Source organism: Natrinema altunense, assembly GCF_000731985.1.
GTDB classification, from domain to species: Archaea; Halobacteriota; Halobacteria; order Halobacteriales; family Natrialbaceae; genus Natrinema; species Natrinema altunense.
This window is the reverse complement of record NZ_JNCS01000006.1, coordinates 1-13667: the sequence shown is the minus strand read 5'-3', so window position 1 is coordinate 13667 and position 13667 is coordinate 1. Positions and strand designations below refer to the sequence as shown.

The 13667-nt window shown below is 65.7% G+C and carries 18 protein-coding genes and 1 tRNA gene; 7 read left to right on the top strand and 12 right to left on the bottom strand.

What is annotated here, in order from left to right; all coding sequences use genetic code 11:
- Window positions 1–34: 34 nt before the first annotated feature.
- The 3 genes from ALTAJ2_RS11925 to ALTAJ2_RS11915 all read right to left on the bottom strand — a co-directional run bounded on the left by ALTAJ2_RS11925 (window position 35) and on the right by ALTAJ2_RS11915 (window position 1555).
- Window positions 35–289, bottom strand: a complete 255-nt coding sequence (locus ALTAJ2_RS11925; RefSeq protein WP_007107924.1) for a DUF7511 domain-containing protein — start codon at window positions 287–289, stop codon at window positions 35–37.
- Between the two features lie 161 nt (window positions 290–450).
- Window positions 451–1179, bottom strand: coding sequence for a hypothetical protein (locus ALTAJ2_RS11920; protein WP_049899718.1), 729 nt, complete (start codon window positions 1177–1179; stop codon window positions 451–453).
- A 70-nt stretch (window positions 1180–1249) separates the two neighbouring features.
- The gene (locus ALTAJ2_RS11915) at window positions 1250–1555 is read right to left on the bottom strand and encodes a twin-arginine translocation signal domain-containing protein (RefSeq protein ID WP_081603322.1); all 306 of its coding nucleotides are present in this window, start codon (window positions 1553–1555) and stop codon (window positions 1250–1252) included.
- 179 nt (window positions 1556–1734) lie between these two features.
- On the opposite strand from ALTAJ2_RS11915, the gene ALTAJ2_RS11910 reads away from it, so the two are divergent.
- The 3 genes from ALTAJ2_RS11910 to ALTAJ2_RS11900 all read left to right on the top strand — a co-directional run bounded on the left by ALTAJ2_RS11910 (window position 1735) and on the right by ALTAJ2_RS11900 (window position 5064).
- Window positions 1735–2124 (top strand): PPOX class F420-dependent oxidoreductase, encoded by a 390-nt coding sequence (locus ALTAJ2_RS11910; RefSeq protein ID WP_007107926.1) that lies wholly within the window; start codon window positions 1735–1737, stop codon window positions 2122–2124.
- A 460-nt stretch (window positions 2125–2584) separates the two neighbouring features.
- Window positions 2585–4699 carry a hypothetical protein gene (locus ALTAJ2_RS11905; RefSeq protein ID WP_007107927.1) on the top strand — a complete coding sequence of 705 codons (2115 nt, stop codon included), beginning with the start codon at window positions 2585–2587 and terminating at the stop codon, window positions 4697–4699.
- Between the two features lie 140 nt (window positions 4700–4839).
- Window positions 4840–5064, top strand: coding sequence for a hypothetical protein (locus ALTAJ2_RS11900; protein WP_007107928.1), 225 nt, complete (start codon window positions 4840–4842; stop codon window positions 5062–5064).
- A gap of 154 nt (window positions 5065–5218) precedes the next feature.
- On the opposite strand, the gene ALTAJ2_RS11895 is transcribed toward ALTAJ2_RS11900, so the two are convergent.
- From ALTAJ2_RS11895 to trmY, 4 genes are all read right to left on the bottom strand, one after another.
- Entirely contained in the window at window positions 5219–5665 is a 447-nt protein-coding gene (locus ALTAJ2_RS11895) for a hypothetical protein (protein WP_007107929.1), read from the bottom strand.
- Between the two features lie 56 nt (window positions 5666–5721).
- Entirely contained in the window at window positions 5722–6969 is a 1248-nt protein-coding gene (locus tag ALTAJ2_RS11890) for a hypothetical protein (protein WP_007107930.1), read from the bottom strand.
- Window positions 6970–7304: 335 nt separating this feature from the next.
- A tRNA-Pro gene (locus ALTAJ2_RS11885) sits at window positions 7305–7377 on the bottom strand.
- A 102-nt stretch (window positions 7378–7479) separates the two neighbouring features.
- Window positions 7480–8082 (bottom strand): tRNA (pseudouridine(54)-N(1))-methyltransferase TrmY, encoded by a 603-nt coding sequence (gene trmY, locus ALTAJ2_RS11880; RefSeq protein ID WP_007107931.1) that lies wholly within the window; start codon window positions 8080–8082, stop codon window positions 7480–7482.
- A gap of 127 nt (window positions 8083–8209) precedes the next feature.
- On the opposite strand from trmY, the gene ALTAJ2_RS11875 reads away from it, so the two are divergent.
- Complete coding sequence (locus ALTAJ2_RS11875) at window positions 8210–8527, top strand: HalOD1 output domain-containing protein (protein WP_007107932.1); 318 nt, start codon at window positions 8210–8212, stop codon at window positions 8525–8527.
- Window positions 8528–8558: 31 nt separating this feature from the next.
- Here the strand turns inward: ALTAJ2_RS11875 and ALTAJ2_RS11870 are convergent, their stop codons facing one another.
- A complete protein-coding gene (locus ALTAJ2_RS11870) occupies window positions 8559–9110 on the bottom strand; it encodes a metal-dependent hydrolase (protein WP_007107933.1) in 552 nt (183 codons plus the stop codon).
- A gap of 109 nt (window positions 9111–9219) precedes the next feature.
- On the opposite strand from ALTAJ2_RS11870, the gene ALTAJ2_RS11865 reads away from it, so the two are divergent.
- Window positions 9220–9405 carry an HVO_A0556 family zinc finger protein gene (locus ALTAJ2_RS11865; protein WP_007107934.1) on the top strand — a complete coding sequence of 62 codons (186 nt, stop codon included), beginning with the start codon at window positions 9220–9222 and terminating at the stop codon, window positions 9403–9405.
- Between the two features lie 111 nt (window positions 9406–9516).
- On the opposite strand, the gene ALTAJ2_RS19455 is transcribed toward ALTAJ2_RS11865, so the two are convergent.
- The 4 genes from ALTAJ2_RS19455 to ALTAJ2_RS11845 form a co-directional block, all read right to left on the bottom strand.
- Complete coding sequence (locus tag ALTAJ2_RS19455) at window positions 9517–9675, bottom strand: hypothetical protein (RefSeq protein WP_160163674.1); 159 nt, start codon at window positions 9673–9675, stop codon at window positions 9517–9519.
- Window positions 9676–9809: 134 nt separating this feature from the next.
- Complete coding sequence (locus tag ALTAJ2_RS11860) at window positions 9810–9998, bottom strand: hypothetical protein (RefSeq protein ID WP_007107935.1); 189 nt, start codon at window positions 9996–9998, stop codon at window positions 9810–9812.
- A gap of 7 nt (window positions 9999–10005) precedes the next feature.
- Window positions 10006–10197 carry a DUF7511 domain-containing protein gene (locus ALTAJ2_RS11855; RefSeq protein ID WP_007107936.1) on the bottom strand — a complete coding sequence of 64 codons (192 nt, stop codon included), beginning with the start codon at window positions 10195–10197 and terminating at the stop codon, window positions 10006–10008.
- A gap of 292 nt (window positions 10198–10489) precedes the next feature.
- Complete coding sequence (locus tag ALTAJ2_RS11845) at window positions 10490–11605, bottom strand: S1C family serine protease (protein ID WP_007107938.1); 1116 nt, start codon at window positions 11603–11605, stop codon at window positions 10490–10492.
- A gap of 146 nt (window positions 11606–11751) precedes the next feature.
- Here ALTAJ2_RS11845 and ALTAJ2_RS11840 point away from each other — a divergent pair, with 146 nt between their 5' ends.
- Together ALTAJ2_RS11840 and ALTAJ2_RS11835 are read left to right on the top strand one after the other, a co-directional pair.
- Window positions 11752–13101: a tRNA pseudouridine(54/55) synthase Pus10 gene (locus tag ALTAJ2_RS11840; protein WP_007107939.1), complete on the top strand. Its 1350-nt coding sequence runs from the start codon at window positions 11752–11754 to the stop codon at window positions 13099–13101.
- A 156-nt stretch (window positions 13102–13257) separates the two neighbouring features.
- Window positions 13258–13464, top strand: coding sequence for a hypothetical protein (locus tag ALTAJ2_RS11835; RefSeq protein ID WP_007107940.1), 207 nt, complete (start codon window positions 13258–13260; stop codon window positions 13462–13464).
- Window positions 13465–13667: the final 203 nt, after the last annotated feature.

The following is a 13667-nucleotide window of genomic DNA, read 5'->3' as shown; positions in this document are numbered from 1 at the left end:
TTCGCGTCAGGGTCTCCGGCGGACCCAATCGCCATCAGCGAGCGTCGTCGAGGTCGACGACCGTCTCCAGATCCGCAGTGAGCCAGGCGTTCAGCTTCTCGTCGGTGGAGCCGTTTCGGGGGACGAGCGTACAGCGATCGTTTCCGGACTGGTAACGGACGACGATCGCGTCGAACAGCATCGGCCCCGCGGGATCGGTTTCGTCGGTTTCGGCCGCGTACTCGTGGGCAGTTCCCTCATCGGCGTGGGTCGGGCCATCCATGATAATCCAGGCGACCGTCGTCGCCACCGTCCAATAGGTCCAGACGGTACAAAACGGCTACTAGTTGCGGTATAGAGCGATCGGGTCCGCTCGGTATCCCTTCGAAACGCGGCCGCGATCGTCGGAGCCGATGCCGACCGACGTGATGGCGACACAGGCGTCTATGGCAGTCCACCACGCCGTGGCGGTTAGACGTCGGCGAAGCTGACGCCCTCGAGATCCGCCTCGAGAGCGGCGACGTGATCGTTGAAGGCGGCGACGAAAGCGGGAACGTCATCGGCCAGTCGGCGCACGTCCGGAGCCGCGGGCGGGCCGTACTGCGAGAGCAGGTAGATGCCGTCGGAGCCGCCGACCCGCAGATAGGACGCGCGGTCTTCTTCCCACTTCAGTTCCCAGCGGGTGCCCGAGATCGTCGTCGCATAGGTCCCGTACGTGCCGTCGTACCGGTGGAGTTGGCTCGCCATCGCGTCACAGACATCGCGAACCCGGTCGACGATCCGATCCCGTTCGGCGACCAACTCCGCCGTCGATTCGACGGCGGGGAACTCGTCGGCGACGTCCGTCAGGAGCCCGTCAAACGAGCGCACGTACTCGTTGTAGGCTTCGACGAACGCGCCGTAGTCGGCCATCGCCCGCTCGAGGGGTTCGGGTTCGGGCGGGTGTTTACTCGAGACGACGTAGATATCCGCGCCGGATTGCGGGTCGAAGCGGAGGTACTGGACGTCGCCGGCCTCGTACTTGAGCGTCCAACTGCCGGCGTCGGTGGTGAACGTCTCCTGGCCGTAGTCTCCGCCCTGTAAGACGGCGAGTTCCCGCGCGATCTCGCCGGCGTGTGTCCGAACGCGGGCCGCCAGTTCGTCCCGCCGCTCGGCGATCGCATCCGTCTTCTCGACATCCGCCTCGAGTCCCTCGGTCATTACTCGAGGAAGGCAGCGAGGACCGGTAACGGTTACGTCCCGCCTCGGTGAACGAACCCGAGCGCGGACGCTATTCGCTTTCGTTGGTTTCGTTGGTCTCGTTCATCGCCGTCTCGTTGGTTTCGTTCATCTCGGTCTCGTTAGACTCGTTCATCCCAGTCTCATTGGTTTCGTTCATCTCGGTCTCGTTAGACTCGTTCATCTCGGTTTCATTGGTTTCGTTCATCCCAGTCTCGTTGGTCTCGTTGCCTTCCTCGGTCTCGTTTTCGTCTTCGCCGTCTCCCGGTCCGCCACAGCCGGCGATGAGCGCGGTCGAGGCCGCTGCGCCCGTTAGTTTCAGCACTCCTCGACGAGTCGACGGCTGACGGTCAGTCATACGGAGGGAGTCAGCGTCGAGATCCATAAGCCGTCAGCCGACACTTGCGTGGTCTCTGCCGGCCGCGGCCGCCCCACTCCCGTCTGCGGGCGATCGACCCGGTGACCTCGAGACCAGTCAGGATCGGTGGGCGTCGGCAGCAAACACAAGCCACGGGGCGGCAAAGGAACACGGTGGATATGGCCTCGATACCCGACGATTGCCACGATTTGTTCGAGAAGCAGACGTTCGCCCACGTCGCGACGTTGACGGCGGCGGGACTCCCGCACGTCACGCCGGTATGGATCGACTACGACGAGGCCGACGACCGACTGCTGATCAACACCGAGCGGGGCCGGCAGAAGGAGCGCAACGTCCGGAACAACCCCGGCGTCGGCGTCAGCATGACCGATCCGGACGATCCCTATCGCTTCCTCTCGGTGATCGGCGAAGTAGAAACCGTCACCACCGACGGCGCTCGCGACCACATCGACGAACTCGCCCGTCGCTATCAGGGCGTCGACGAGTATCAGCCGACGATCCAAACCGAGCGCGTGATTCTACGCATCCGTCCGGATCGAGTTCTATAACGCGTCTCGAGGGGGAGCAGTGTGAGTCGACAGCGGCCTCCCCCGAGAGTCCCCGACCGGGAGCGGGCGACGAGCGAGCGGTCCGATCTGTGGTCGTCATTCCGACACCGCGTTATCAGTCAGTTCCGCGTTCATAAATCGAAACGCGCGATACGAAATTCGGTCGGCTACGACATCGCCGAGCACGATCCGGCGGCGGTTCGAACGTCGTCGCAGGGACCGGCGACGGCAGGGGCATGCTGGATGCGGCCGGACTCGAGATCGAGTCGACGTTCGCGGAAGCAGTGCCGTCCGACGGGGGAGCGCTGATCGAGAGTCCCCTCGAGTGAACCAGTCCACGGCTCGGTTCGGAGGCGGACGGAAGGATTCTTGAGCGGAGTTACTCATGGGGTGGTATGTCCGAGGCAGGTGCAATCGCGCGGGTCGCAGGCGTCGATTCGACGACGGATCGTGATGGAGCGTGACCGACGGAACGGGGGCCGACGTCGATCGGCGAACGGTGCTGGGCGCGCTCGCCGCCGCCGGTGGGACTGCACTCGCCGGCTGTTCGGCGTTCGAACGGGAGGCCGACGGTCGAACGAGTCCGGTCGACGACGAGACGGCGCGGGCGCTTGCGACGCGGTTCGCGCCGACGCTGTACTTCGACAGCCGCGAATCGTGGTTTCCGACCGATCCGCGGCCGTACACCAGCGAACGGGACGGCGAGACGGTCGTCACCGGCTTCGACGCCGTCGACGGCTACCACGAACGCGACGGCGACGGGAGTCCGCCGAACCCGACCGTCTTCTATCACGCCGTCGAGTACGAGTCGTCGCCGCTGGCCGTCGTCCAGTTCTGGTGTTACTCGGCGTTCGACCAGTTCACGACCAACTTCCACTGGCACGACTGGGAAGTGTTGTACGTCTTCGTCGACACGGAGACCGACGAGCCTCAACTGTACGTCGCCAGCTCCCATTCGCGGACGGTGCCGAACAACGAGTACCTGGACCCGGACCCCGACATGGTCCCGCGCATCCTCTCGGAACTCGGCTCGCACTCGAGCGCGCTCTCGGTCAACGAGGCGGCCGATCGCTTCCAGCGGGTCGCCGTCGGCGACCTGCTCGCGGACATCACGAACACGGCCATCGAGGGAATCGAGGACCTCGCCGACGTGCCGCTGGCGTACGGTCTGCCCCGCGACGAGGGCTCGCGGCTCCCCTACCTCGTCCCGGAGTACGAGGGCGAGCCGATATACGAACACGAACGACTGCCCTCGGTCACGCGCGAGTCGCTGATCGACGACGAACTGACAGTGCGGTCGTTCGATTCGTTGACGTCACCGCCGACGGACCTCCCGTCGCGGGAAACGGGGCTCGTCTTCCGCCACCGCGAGCGGACGGGCGCGGCCGATGCCGACGTCGAGTACGACCTCGTCCCGAGTAGCGATCTCGAGCACATCGCGGACTTTACCGGCCCGCAACTGAGCTTCGAGTTTCGCATCCCGGCAGCGGTCGAGGACGCCGTCGCCGGCCACCTCACGGCGACGGGGACGCCGTGGAGCCAGCCCCGGTACGACAACCCGGCGGCGGATATCTCCGTCCCGAACCACCGAACGGCGCTGGCCGAGCGCTACGATGCGATCGGCGAGGCAGCACCGATCAACACCGTCGTCAGCCGCGTCACCGACGTGATCGCGAGCGACGACGCGCCGGCGAACGAGGGGCTGACCACGACCGAGCCCGATCTCGAGGCGGTCGTCCTGCTCGAGAGCGAACCCGAAGCGGTCCCGACGTTCGATGGGATCGTCATCGCACGGGATATCCCCGCCGGCGACCACCGGTTGACCGTCAACGGTGCGGGACGGGCACCGCACAGCGAGCGCGTCACCGTCTCGGACGACGGGGCTCCGACGGCGGCGGGCGTCGACGGCGAGATTCCACTGGTGGCCCGCGATCGGGCGACGAAGTTGGAAGTCGGCGACGAACGCGGGACGAGCGATCTCTCGCGGGTAGCCGTCGAGGACGACTTCGCCGGACGGCTCTACGAGTCGGCGGTCGACGGGCGCGACGCCGTCTACGTCGACCGTGGCGGGGCCTACACGACTGAGGTACGGGACGCGGACGACGCGATCGGTGCCTACCGGGTCAATCCGGACCCCGACGCCGAATCGGCGGTCCGCATCGAGCGTCCGGAGACCGGCAAAGCGTCCCTCGCGGCGTTCGTCGCCGAAGTCACCGAAGAAACGAGAGCCGAGATCGCGGCGATCGGCGACGATGACGACGGTGATGGCGATGACGGGGCGGAGTACGAGGACAACGGCTCGTCGAACGCCGTCACCGGACTCGAGCGCTCCCTCGCGGCCGTCGTCGACGCCGCCCGACGAGCCGCCGAGCGGGCGCGCGCCAACGAACGTGGGACCACCGATAGGCAACTCGACACCGTCCTCGAACGCCTCCAACGGGCGGAGGAGCGACTCGCCGAGGCACGGACGGACGTACCAGCTTCGCTCTCGAACGCGACGGGGAAGCGACTCGAGCAGGCCAGTCGGCGCACCGAGCAGGCGCGGCGGGCCGAGAAACTCGCCGGCGGTCAGTGACGGGAGTCGCCCTCGGATACGACCGCGCTCGAGACGAGGAACGGATCGCCTCGGGAGCGCTGCCGGCCATCGGTCCGTCCGACCCGAGAGGCTTTCAGTCTGGGAACCGTTGACAGTGTAGTGCGAGTGGGGCCATCGACGTGACACGATCGGACGGAGACAAGACGAAGGCGGCCGGTATCTGTGATTCCTGCAGCGAACTCTTTACCGTGTGGGCGTGTCAGGACGGGACGGTGCGGCCGGTTAGTCCCCACAACGCCTGTTCGTGCGACGACCCGTCGTATCGGGTCGTCGAGGAGAACGAGGTCTTCGACGACGAGGACGAGGCCGCCGGAGCGAACGAAGAAAAGTACCCGGACGCGTAATCGGATCGACGAACGGATCGCTCGTCGGGGGCAACGGGAGAACCGACCGAGACGTGATGTGTTCGCGGCCAGTGACAACGGGGACGTCAATTGCGGAAGACGCACGGGACGACCAGTGAAGCCGAGCGTCCGCGGCGGCCGTGATCGGCGAGGCTTATGAGAAGTCAATCAGTCCCGGTCGGAGCCACACACCCGCGGACAGTCGATCTATGATCGGCCGAACCAACACCACGACGGAGAGCGCCAGGGCCGCGCCGTACGAGAAGAAATGGCCGAAATAGACCCCGCCTTCGGATGGGGCGAGGAGTGTGTAGACGGCCAACAGAACGGTACCGAGAGTTATAACTGCGACTGCGCCGGCCACCACGGAGCCGATGCCTATCGTGTCGGCCACGACCGCCAGCAGCGTCGTCCCCGCGAGGGCGAGCGGCACGAGGAAGAACAGGGACCAGATCAGCGCGTCCCGTATCGTTTCGCTCCGGGACAGAACGCTGGGAGCTCCGCCGGAAGCCAAAATGACGACCCCGGACCCGAGTACGAGCACCGCCAGCGCTACTTCCGCACGGCGAACGGTGGTGGTGGTTACGATTGACGAGTCCATGTCGATCGTGAGATGTTCACGAACCGGGGTTATTGTTTGGGACGGTGGACTAGCAGTTACGCCCCGATGGATGTGATGAAAAACGACAGCGACGACGACGTGAACGTGAGTTCGTTGACCTCACCGTACGTGTCGTATGTCGTCACATGCAACGGCGGTTCGGTCGGGTCCCACCACGAATTGTCGTCTTGCTCGTACCCGACGGCGGTCTCCGAGTGACCGACTAGCTCCGGAACCCAGTCCGGCACGTCGATGTCCCCGGATTCCGCCGAAACCGTCGACGATTTATCACCCCAGTAACTCACGATACACGGCCGCTCCGAGTCGATCTCGCTCATTATCTCCGACCGTCGACCGTGGTACGTGTTGTGCGCATTGTACGACGAATCGTAGTTCTCGATGCCGGCAGGAATGTTCCACGGTTTGGTCCGTCCTTCGTCATCCGTGCCCATCTCATCCGCCAACTCATCCATGAGATCACACTCGATTCCCGTGGTGTTTTCGTGATATCCGACGACCATCGACCCGGCGACGGGCGAGCAACCGATCCAGTCGGTGCTGCACACGTCTCCGTCCCAGTTCGGGACGCCGCTGATATTCCCGCTCGAGGAGGCGCTGTACGAGAGCGTCTCGTTCCGTCGCCGGGACCGTCGAATACCCTGCCACTGTGCCTCGGCCTGCGTCGTCTCCATTTTCGAGGGCTCGTAGGGTGAGAGGTCATCGACAGTCGTGGCGACGCCACTGTACAGATCGACGAATACCGGTTGGCGGTGACTGTCCGACCGCAGTTCGAGGCCGAACGTCATCGGATGCCTGTAGACGAATCGGGACGCGTCGGCGTCCGAGCGCGCGGCACTATCCCCGGTGATGGTCATCTCGGCCGCGCGGTGCTGTGGGGCCGTTCCGGTCCCACAGCGGATCACCGGCGGAAGCCACGGCTGTGCGCCGATTGCGATGTGGCCGACCTCCGTCCCGTCGGTCTCGATCGGGTACACCCACGCGGCCGGGAGATACTCCTGTGCGCCGTTGCGATCGACGGCGGCGTAGAACAGTTCCGGTTGCGCGAGGCTGTTCGGATCGAACGCCTCGAAGTGCTCGTGTCGGCTCTTGTATTCGACTCTCGCCGTTGCAACCGCTCGCGCGAGGCCTTCGGGGATCGCCGCGGACTCACCCCGTTGGGACGACGACGCCGTGGAAGTGCCCGACAGCGTGACTGCCGCTATCGAAGTCGCACCGACCGCGCCGAGTCCCTTCAGAACTGACCGTCGGTCTCTGCTCGAACGCGTCGTTTCGTGTTTCGACATTGCATCAACAACGCCCCACGAATTGGAATTTAAGTCTTTTCACTAAAATAACAATTTTCGGTTTCGAGAGGATACCGTCACGCTGACGGCGACGGCGAGCAGTACCCGCCGTCGGTCTCGCGGGCAGCCGGACGACTCGCACGGACCGCGGCTGAACGGTCGGACCGGGTCCCGATCGACATCGTCGTCGCCAGCGGAGCGAACGCGTGCCGGCGTGAACTCGGGGCACGCGGGAGTCGCGTCGCTCGTCTCGTGTGTTCTCGTTCGCGTCGCCCACGGGGACGCGGGTCCGATATCCGGAAACCATGGGCTGGTGGAACGAAAGTGGGGAAAAGTGGGCCGGCGCGAATTCGAATCGCGGTTACGGCCACCCGAAGGCCGAAGGATACCAAGCTACCCCACCGGCCCGCATTCTGAGTGTACGCGTCCGATCGTTTAACGCTTCCGGATCGGTCCTCGAACCGCCCGACGGGGCTCCGGTCCCTCGATCCGGCCCCGCCGAAATCGACCTCAAAACCGCTCGTACCCGTCCGTATCCAGGAAGTGGTGTGCGACGGTGATCGCCTGATCGGCGTGCAGGAGTTCGGGGCCCAGTCGAAGCCGGCGATCGGCAACCGCCTCGAGCAGCCCAGCCTCCTCGGCCGTAAAGTCGTGATGGTCCGACAGCACGAACACTCCGTCCTCGAGCGCGGCCGCGCCCACGTCGACGACCGCCTCGCCGTCCTCGTGTAGGTGGACGACCGGGCCGTCGGCGGCGATCTCCTCGAGCGTGCCCTCGAAGCCGCGGCGGTAGACCTCGATCCCCGGACTGGGCTCCGCGGGGAGCGCACCGATGGCCTCGTCGCGGTGCTCGAGGGCCGTCCGGACCAGCGCGGCGGTGCTGCGCTCGTCGGGGTTGAGTCGCCGGAGGTCGCTCCCGTCGAAGGTGATAGTGAGTTCGTCCTGTGCGACCAGGTGAACGCGGACGGCCTCGCGGATGCCGTGGGAGGTGACGAACGCGGCAGTGATCGACCGGCAGAGCGCGTCGAGGCGACCGGCTCCGCCCGCGAGGTCGTCCAGCGAGAAGTCGGGCTCCGTGGGGACGTCGTGACCGATGAGTACGAACTGGCGCATAGGGATCCAAGGCCGACGGGGGGAATAGCTGCCACGGTTCGCCTCGATTGGGACCCGGTCGGTTCCGCGTCGCGATCGGTGAAACAATCGATAATATATATCTTTGAGTGAGAATAAGTTACATTTTATGACCTGCTCGAACGGCGAGACGGTGCTCGCGGATGGCGGCCCCCGAGTCAGCGTGACGTACGACGAGCCGGCGGCGATCATTCCGACGGTGGTGGACGCGATCGCCGCCGTCGACGACCGGGCGATGGACGACCGGCCGACGCTCTTCGATCAGGTCGAGCCCGAGGCGATGGTCGCCCTGTTCGAACACGCCGCGGCGACCGAGCGCGACGTCGTTCTCGAGTTCGCGATCGACGAGCATACGGTCGTTATCACGAGCGAGGGGACCATCTCGGTCTATCGGGGCTCGCCAGGTCTCGAGCGATCGCTCGAGTAGGACGTGCCGACCGACCGCGGGACGAGAAGCATTACGCGCTCGATCGTCGCCCGGGTCGCCCGCCGAGCAGTCGGAGACCGGGCAACCCGTCGCGATACCAGACGAGGACGGCGACGGCGAAGAGGCCGAACTGGACCCACTCGTAGGGTCCCAGCGCGTAGTAGTGGAGGATGGCGTCGAGGATGCCGGCGACCGGCGCTTCGGGGGGCTGTTCGAGGACCGGCCACAGGAAGTAGGCGGCGTGGGCGAACTCCCCCGAGAGGACCGCCGGTGGAATGTCCGCCAGGAGGTGCGAGCAGTAGCCGACGAGGAACGCGACGCCGACCGCGCGGCCCTCGAGTCGATCCGTAACGAGGAGGACGGCCGGAACGAGGAGAGCGGCGACGAACAGCGAGTGTGCGAGGGTCCGGCCGCCGGGCAGGATGCCGAAGTTCCACGCGAGCGGTTTGTCGATCAGGTCCGGCGTCTGTGAGCCGACGGCGAGAGCGATCGCTGGGACGGCACGCGGTGGCCGCCCGAATCGACGGTGGCTACCGACGGTGTACAACAGGTAGGCGACGGCGAGGTGTCCCCAGGGCCACATCCCGCGGCCGTACACCGGTGATCGACATAGGCGCTTCGACTCGTCTCGTATCCCGACGCTGCATAGGCATGGCCAACCGTTTCCCCGATATCCGGTGTGCAGTCACTGTATGGCGAAATCAGAGTCCGCGGACGCCGGCGGCCGTCAACAGTTGCTCGCGCTACTCGAGGGACGCGCCTGTCACCACTGTTCCGACGGCGAACTCGAGCGGGGCCGGTACAAGGACAACAGGGCGATCGTCTGTGATAGCTGCGGAGCACCGCGGGTACAGGTCTGGTCGCCCTCGCTCGACTGAGGTCCCGCGGTCAGTCGACCGACGGCGAGACCCGTCGTGGCGCTCGTCGGGACGGAACCGACGCTACCGCTCGAGCGCGCCGATCCAGCGATCGTCGCCACGGAACCGACGCTACCGCTCGAGCGCGCCGATCCAGCGATCGTCGCCACGAACCGCACACCAGTCGCGGTGTGCGTCGTAACACCGCGGGTCCATCGCTTTCCCGCAGCGACACCAGTGCTGTGTGTCGCCGGGAACCGATCGGTGGCAGAGGGGACACCGGGTTTTCATGTGTGATGGTACCAGTACACACTATTTAGCCCTTTGTTACGCGTCAGTGACCCGTCCCGAATCGGGACGGACTGCCGACTCGAGTGGTCTCGGCGTGGGATGGGTCGAGAAGCGAGGGAACCGCGCCCGGGGGGTTACCGGGATCGCGACCCCGAATAGTCGTGACCGACGACGAGGGCGAGCGCGTGGATCGACACGAGACCGACGAACAGGGAGAGGCGGATCAGCGAGTCGATCCCGGCGACGATGACGGGGAGGTAGACGAGGGGCAGGAAGGTACCGAGCCAGAAGGCCGCGGCCGTGACGGTATGGCTCAGGTGCATCGGCCGCCTACCGCATCGACTCGAGGGCGACGAACGAGTCGTCGTACGCCGCGATCCAGGCGGTCGACAGTTCGTCCTCGCTGGCCTCGTGGGGGAAGAGTGCACACTCGTCGGGAGCGTCGTCGTTCTCGACGATGACGTGATCGAACTCGGCAGTCGGTTCTTCGCCGTCTAGCGTGTGGAAGTCGGCATCGGTCATGGTATCTCGGGCAACGGATACTCGCGCCGACGAGTGCTACCGGAGCCGCTACTATTGTTATCGAGATGCTAACGGCGCGAATTCGGACGGGAGCGTTCGAAACCGATTCGATTCGACCGGTTCGGTCGCTCGGAGAAGAACTCGACGGGCGCTGACGTGTACGAGTTCGCTACGGCGCGAATCGGGTCGCTCGACGGAACCCAGCCGACGTACCACGCCACTCCAGACGACGTAACGACACGTTTCGAACGATCGCATCCGGCTCGAGCGCCGTTCGAAAGCCGCGTACCCGCTACCGCGAGACCGACGGCCGAGCGCCGAGCGTGAGAGTCCTGGTGATCGTCTCGTCGTCCCGCCGGAGCCGAACCGAGAGCGTATCGCCGGGGCTGGTCTCGAGTGCGAGGTGCGTCGAGAGCGCGTGGCGGTCGGGGATCGGCTCGCCGTCCATGGCCAGGATGACGTCGCCCCCGACGGGGATCGATTCGCCGCGTCGCTCGACGGTTCGCCGTGACGGCTCGAGGATACCCTCGGCGGCCGAGCCGTCGACGATAGCGGTGACGAGAGCGCCGGTCGCCTCGGGGAGGTCGTTCGCCTCGGCGACGAGTCGATCGACGGTCCTGAGTCCAGTCCCCAGATACGAATGGTCGTACGATCCGGACTCGATGAGCGCGGGGACGACGCGCTCCGCGAGCCGTGCCGAGACGGCGAAGCCGATATTGTCGCCGCCGCCGGCGTTAATCACGCCGATAACCTCCCCCTCGAGATCGACCAGCGGCCCGCCGCTGTTGCCGGGATTGACCGCGGCGTCGGTCTGAACGACGTTCGAGAACGAGAACGACCGGTCGGGGAACCGGAGCGTTCGGTCGACGCCACTGACGACGCCCGCGGACAGCGATCCCTCGAGCCCGTAGGGGTTGCCGACAGCAGCGACCTGTTGGCCGACGACGGGACGTTGCTCGCTCAGGGAAAGCGGCGGTACTCCGTTCGGAACGTGATCGACCTCGAGGACGGCCAGATCGCTGTGGTAGTCGCGGCCGACGAGTCTGGTGCCGGCCCAGTCGCCGTTGGTGTACTGGATGTCGGCCGCTTCGCCGTTGCCGATGACGTGATCGTTGGTGACGACGTGGGTCTCGTCGTAGAGGAAGCCCGAACCCTGCCCGCGCCCCTCAGCACCGGTATTCGGGTTCTCGATTCCGAAGACGCGGACCTGCGTGACCGATTCGATGATAGCGTCGTAGAGGTCGGTGAACGCCGAGCCAGTCGCGAGGTTATCGTGGTCGGGATTGTACGAGGAGTCGCCTTCGATCGAACTATCGGCCTGTGGTTCGGCACAGCCGGCCACGGCACCGGCAAGCCCGGCGCTCGCGGCGGCGAGAAAGGAGCGCCGATCCAGTCGGGAATCCTGCATGACGGGGGATAGAACCCGACCCATTTGAACGTCCGGACTCACGGCCGGCGCGTCCACGCGGACGGTGAATCGCGGCCGACGCGGCGGTCCCTCGCGCTCCCGGTGAAGGGAAAACGTGTTACCCGCGGCCCCCCGATGCTCGAGACATGATCACGGAAGACGCCCGCGCGTTGCTGGCGACCGGAGCCGTCTGTGACTCCTGTCTGGGGCGGCCCTTCGCCGAGCGGAGTTTCGGGCTGACCAACGCCGAGCGCGGCCGGGCGCTACGGACGACGGTCGCACTCGCCGACGACGATGACTTCGAGTCCACCGACCCCGCGGACTGCTGGGTCTGTGAGGGGTACTGCGGCACGTTCGACGCCGTCGCCGAGACGATCGTCGAGGCACTCGAGGGGACCGCGTTCGCCACCTACCAGGTCGGCACCCGCGTCCCGCCGCTGGTCGAGGAGAACGACCGCCTGCTTCGGGAGGACGCCGGCCTCGAGCCCGACGTCGGCGAGTCGATGAAACGCGAGATGAACCGCGAAGTCGGCCGGCGCGTCGGCGCGACGACCGATACCGAGGTCGACTTCGACCGGCCCGACGTCCTCGCCGTCGTCGATCTCGAGGGGTTCGATCCGCTCGAGGCCCTCGAGTCGGAAACCGTCACGGGTCACGCGGTCGACATCCAGATCAACCCCGCGTTCGTCTACGGCCGCTACCGCAAACTCGAGCGGGACATTCCCCAGACCGAGTGGCCCTGCCGGGAGTGTGGCGGCAGCGGAAGCCAACTCGGCGACGACGGCGAAGAACCCTGTGACTACTGTGGCGGCTCGGGCTACATGTACGATACCAGCGTCGAACAGGTCGTCCGTCCCCACGTCGTCGACGCCATGGACGGCGACGAGGGCACGTTCCACGGCGCGGGCCGGGAGGACGTCGACGCCCGTATGCTCGAGGGCGGGCGGCCGTTCGTCCTCGAAGTGAAACGCCCCCGGTTTCGCGATCCCGACCCCGAAGCGCTCGAGCGCGAGATCAACGACGCCGCCGAGGGCGCAGTCGAGGTCGAAGGGCTCCGACTGGCGACCTACGAGATGGTCGAACGGGTCAAGGAACACGACGCGAGCAAGCGCTACCGGGCCGACGTCGAGTTCGGGGACGCCGTCGACGAGGCCGCTTTCGAAACCGCGCTCGACGAACTCGAGGGCACCACCGTCGACCAGTACACGCCCGAGCGGGTCGACCACCGGCGCGCGGGGCTGACACGCGAACGCACCGTCTACGGGATCGACGGCGACCTGCGATCGCCGACCGAGGCCGAGGTGCGACTCCACGGCGAGGGGGGACTCTACGTGAAGGAACTCATCAGCAGCGACAACGGCCGGACCGAGCCCAGTCTCGCGGGGCTCCTCGAGACCGAGGCCGAAGTGACCGCACTGGACGTGACCGGCGTCGAGGGAGAGGACGAGCCGTTCGAACAGGACGCGTACTTCAGAGACCAGTCGAGCGAACGCTGACGAGGGTCGGACGGCACCAGGGGTCGTCGGCCGGGAGTCGGACCGGACGCCGTTGAAACGGAGCGATACCGATCGATAACGGCGGTCATATAGCCGTACAAACTGATATTATATTATTTTTTATTTTTGTAGTAAGATGATTGGATTGGATTCAACATGAACCGAAGACGATTCCTGACGGTAACCGGTATCGGTGCAGCGAGCAGTCCGTTCCTCTATTCGACGCTATCTCGGGCCGACCGAGGGAGCGAGACCATCGAAGAGGAGTTCTTCACATCCGAGAAGGGGGACAATATCGACACGCCGGCGGTCTGGCACGGGGAAGACGAGGATCTGTTGTTGTTGACATCCTCCCGCGCCTAACGACGCGGGAATCCACGAAGTGGATATTCGGGTTGCGCGTTTCCTCGGTTCTCAAGTACGCTTTCGCGTGGAACGTCAACGGTCGCCGTCCAGTTGTGACCAAGGACGTGCTGTTCAGCGCGTGTAGCCCTGTCAATGGGGCCTTCCTCCCCGCATACAGCGGGCGTCAACAGCGTGGAACGACGTTCCACGAGCAATCGGGC

Coding starts and splice junctions, on each gene's coding strand:
- ALTAJ2_RS11920 (WP_049899718.1), bottom strand. CDS start 1,179: ATGACCGAGGGACTCGAGGCGGATGTCGAGAAGACGGATGCGATCGCC.
- ALTAJ2_RS11915 (WP_081603322.1), bottom strand. CDS start 1,555: ATGACTGACCGTCAGCCGTCGACTCGTCGAGGAGTGCTGAAACTAACG.
- ALTAJ2_RS11910 (WP_007107926.1), top strand. CDS start 1,735: ATGGCCTCGATACCCGACGATTGCCACGATTTGTTCGAGAAGCAGACG.
- ALTAJ2_RS11895 (WP_007107929.1), bottom strand. CDS start 5,665: ATGGACTCGTCAATCGTAACCACCACCACCGTTCGCCGTGCGGAAGTA.
- ALTAJ2_RS11890 (WP_007107930.1), bottom strand. CDS start 6,969: ATGTCGAAACACGAAACGACGCGTTCGAGCAGAGACCGACGGTCAGTT.
- trmY (WP_007107931.1), bottom strand. CDS start 8,082: ATGCGCCAGTTCGTACTCATCGGTCACGACGTCCCCACGGAGCCCGAC.
- ALTAJ2_RS11875 (WP_007107932.1), top strand. CDS start 8,210: ATGACCTGCTCGAACGGCGAGACGGTGCTCGCGGATGGCGGCCCCCGA.
- ALTAJ2_RS11870 (WP_007107933.1), bottom strand. CDS start 9,110: ATGTGGCCCTGGGGACACCTCGCCGTCGCCTACCTGTTGTACACCGTC.
- ALTAJ2_RS11865 (WP_007107934.1), top strand. CDS start 9,220: ATGGCGAAATCAGAGTCCGCGGACGCCGGCGGCCGTCAACAGTTGCTC.
- ALTAJ2_RS19455 (WP_160163674.1), bottom strand. CDS start 9,675: ATGAAAACCCGGTGTCCCCTCTGCCACCGATCGGTTCCCGGCGACACA.
- ALTAJ2_RS11860 (WP_007107935.1), bottom strand. CDS start 9,998: ATGCACCTGAGCCATACCGTCACGGCCGCGGCCTTCTGGCTCGGTACC.
- ALTAJ2_RS11855 (WP_007107936.1), bottom strand. CDS start 10,197: ATGACCGATGCCGACTTCCACACGCTAGACGGCGAAGAACCGACTGCC.
- ALTAJ2_RS11845 (WP_007107938.1), bottom strand. CDS start 11,605: ATGCAGGATTCCCGACTGGATCGGCGCTCCTTTCTCGCCGCCGCGAGC.
- ALTAJ2_RS11840 (WP_007107939.1), top strand. CDS start 11,752: ATGATCACGGAAGACGCCCGCGCGTTGCTGGCGACCGGAGCCGTCTGT.
- ALTAJ2_RS11835 (WP_007107940.1), top strand. CDS start 13,258: ATGAACCGAAGACGATTCCTGACGGTAACCGGTATCGGTGCAGCGAGC.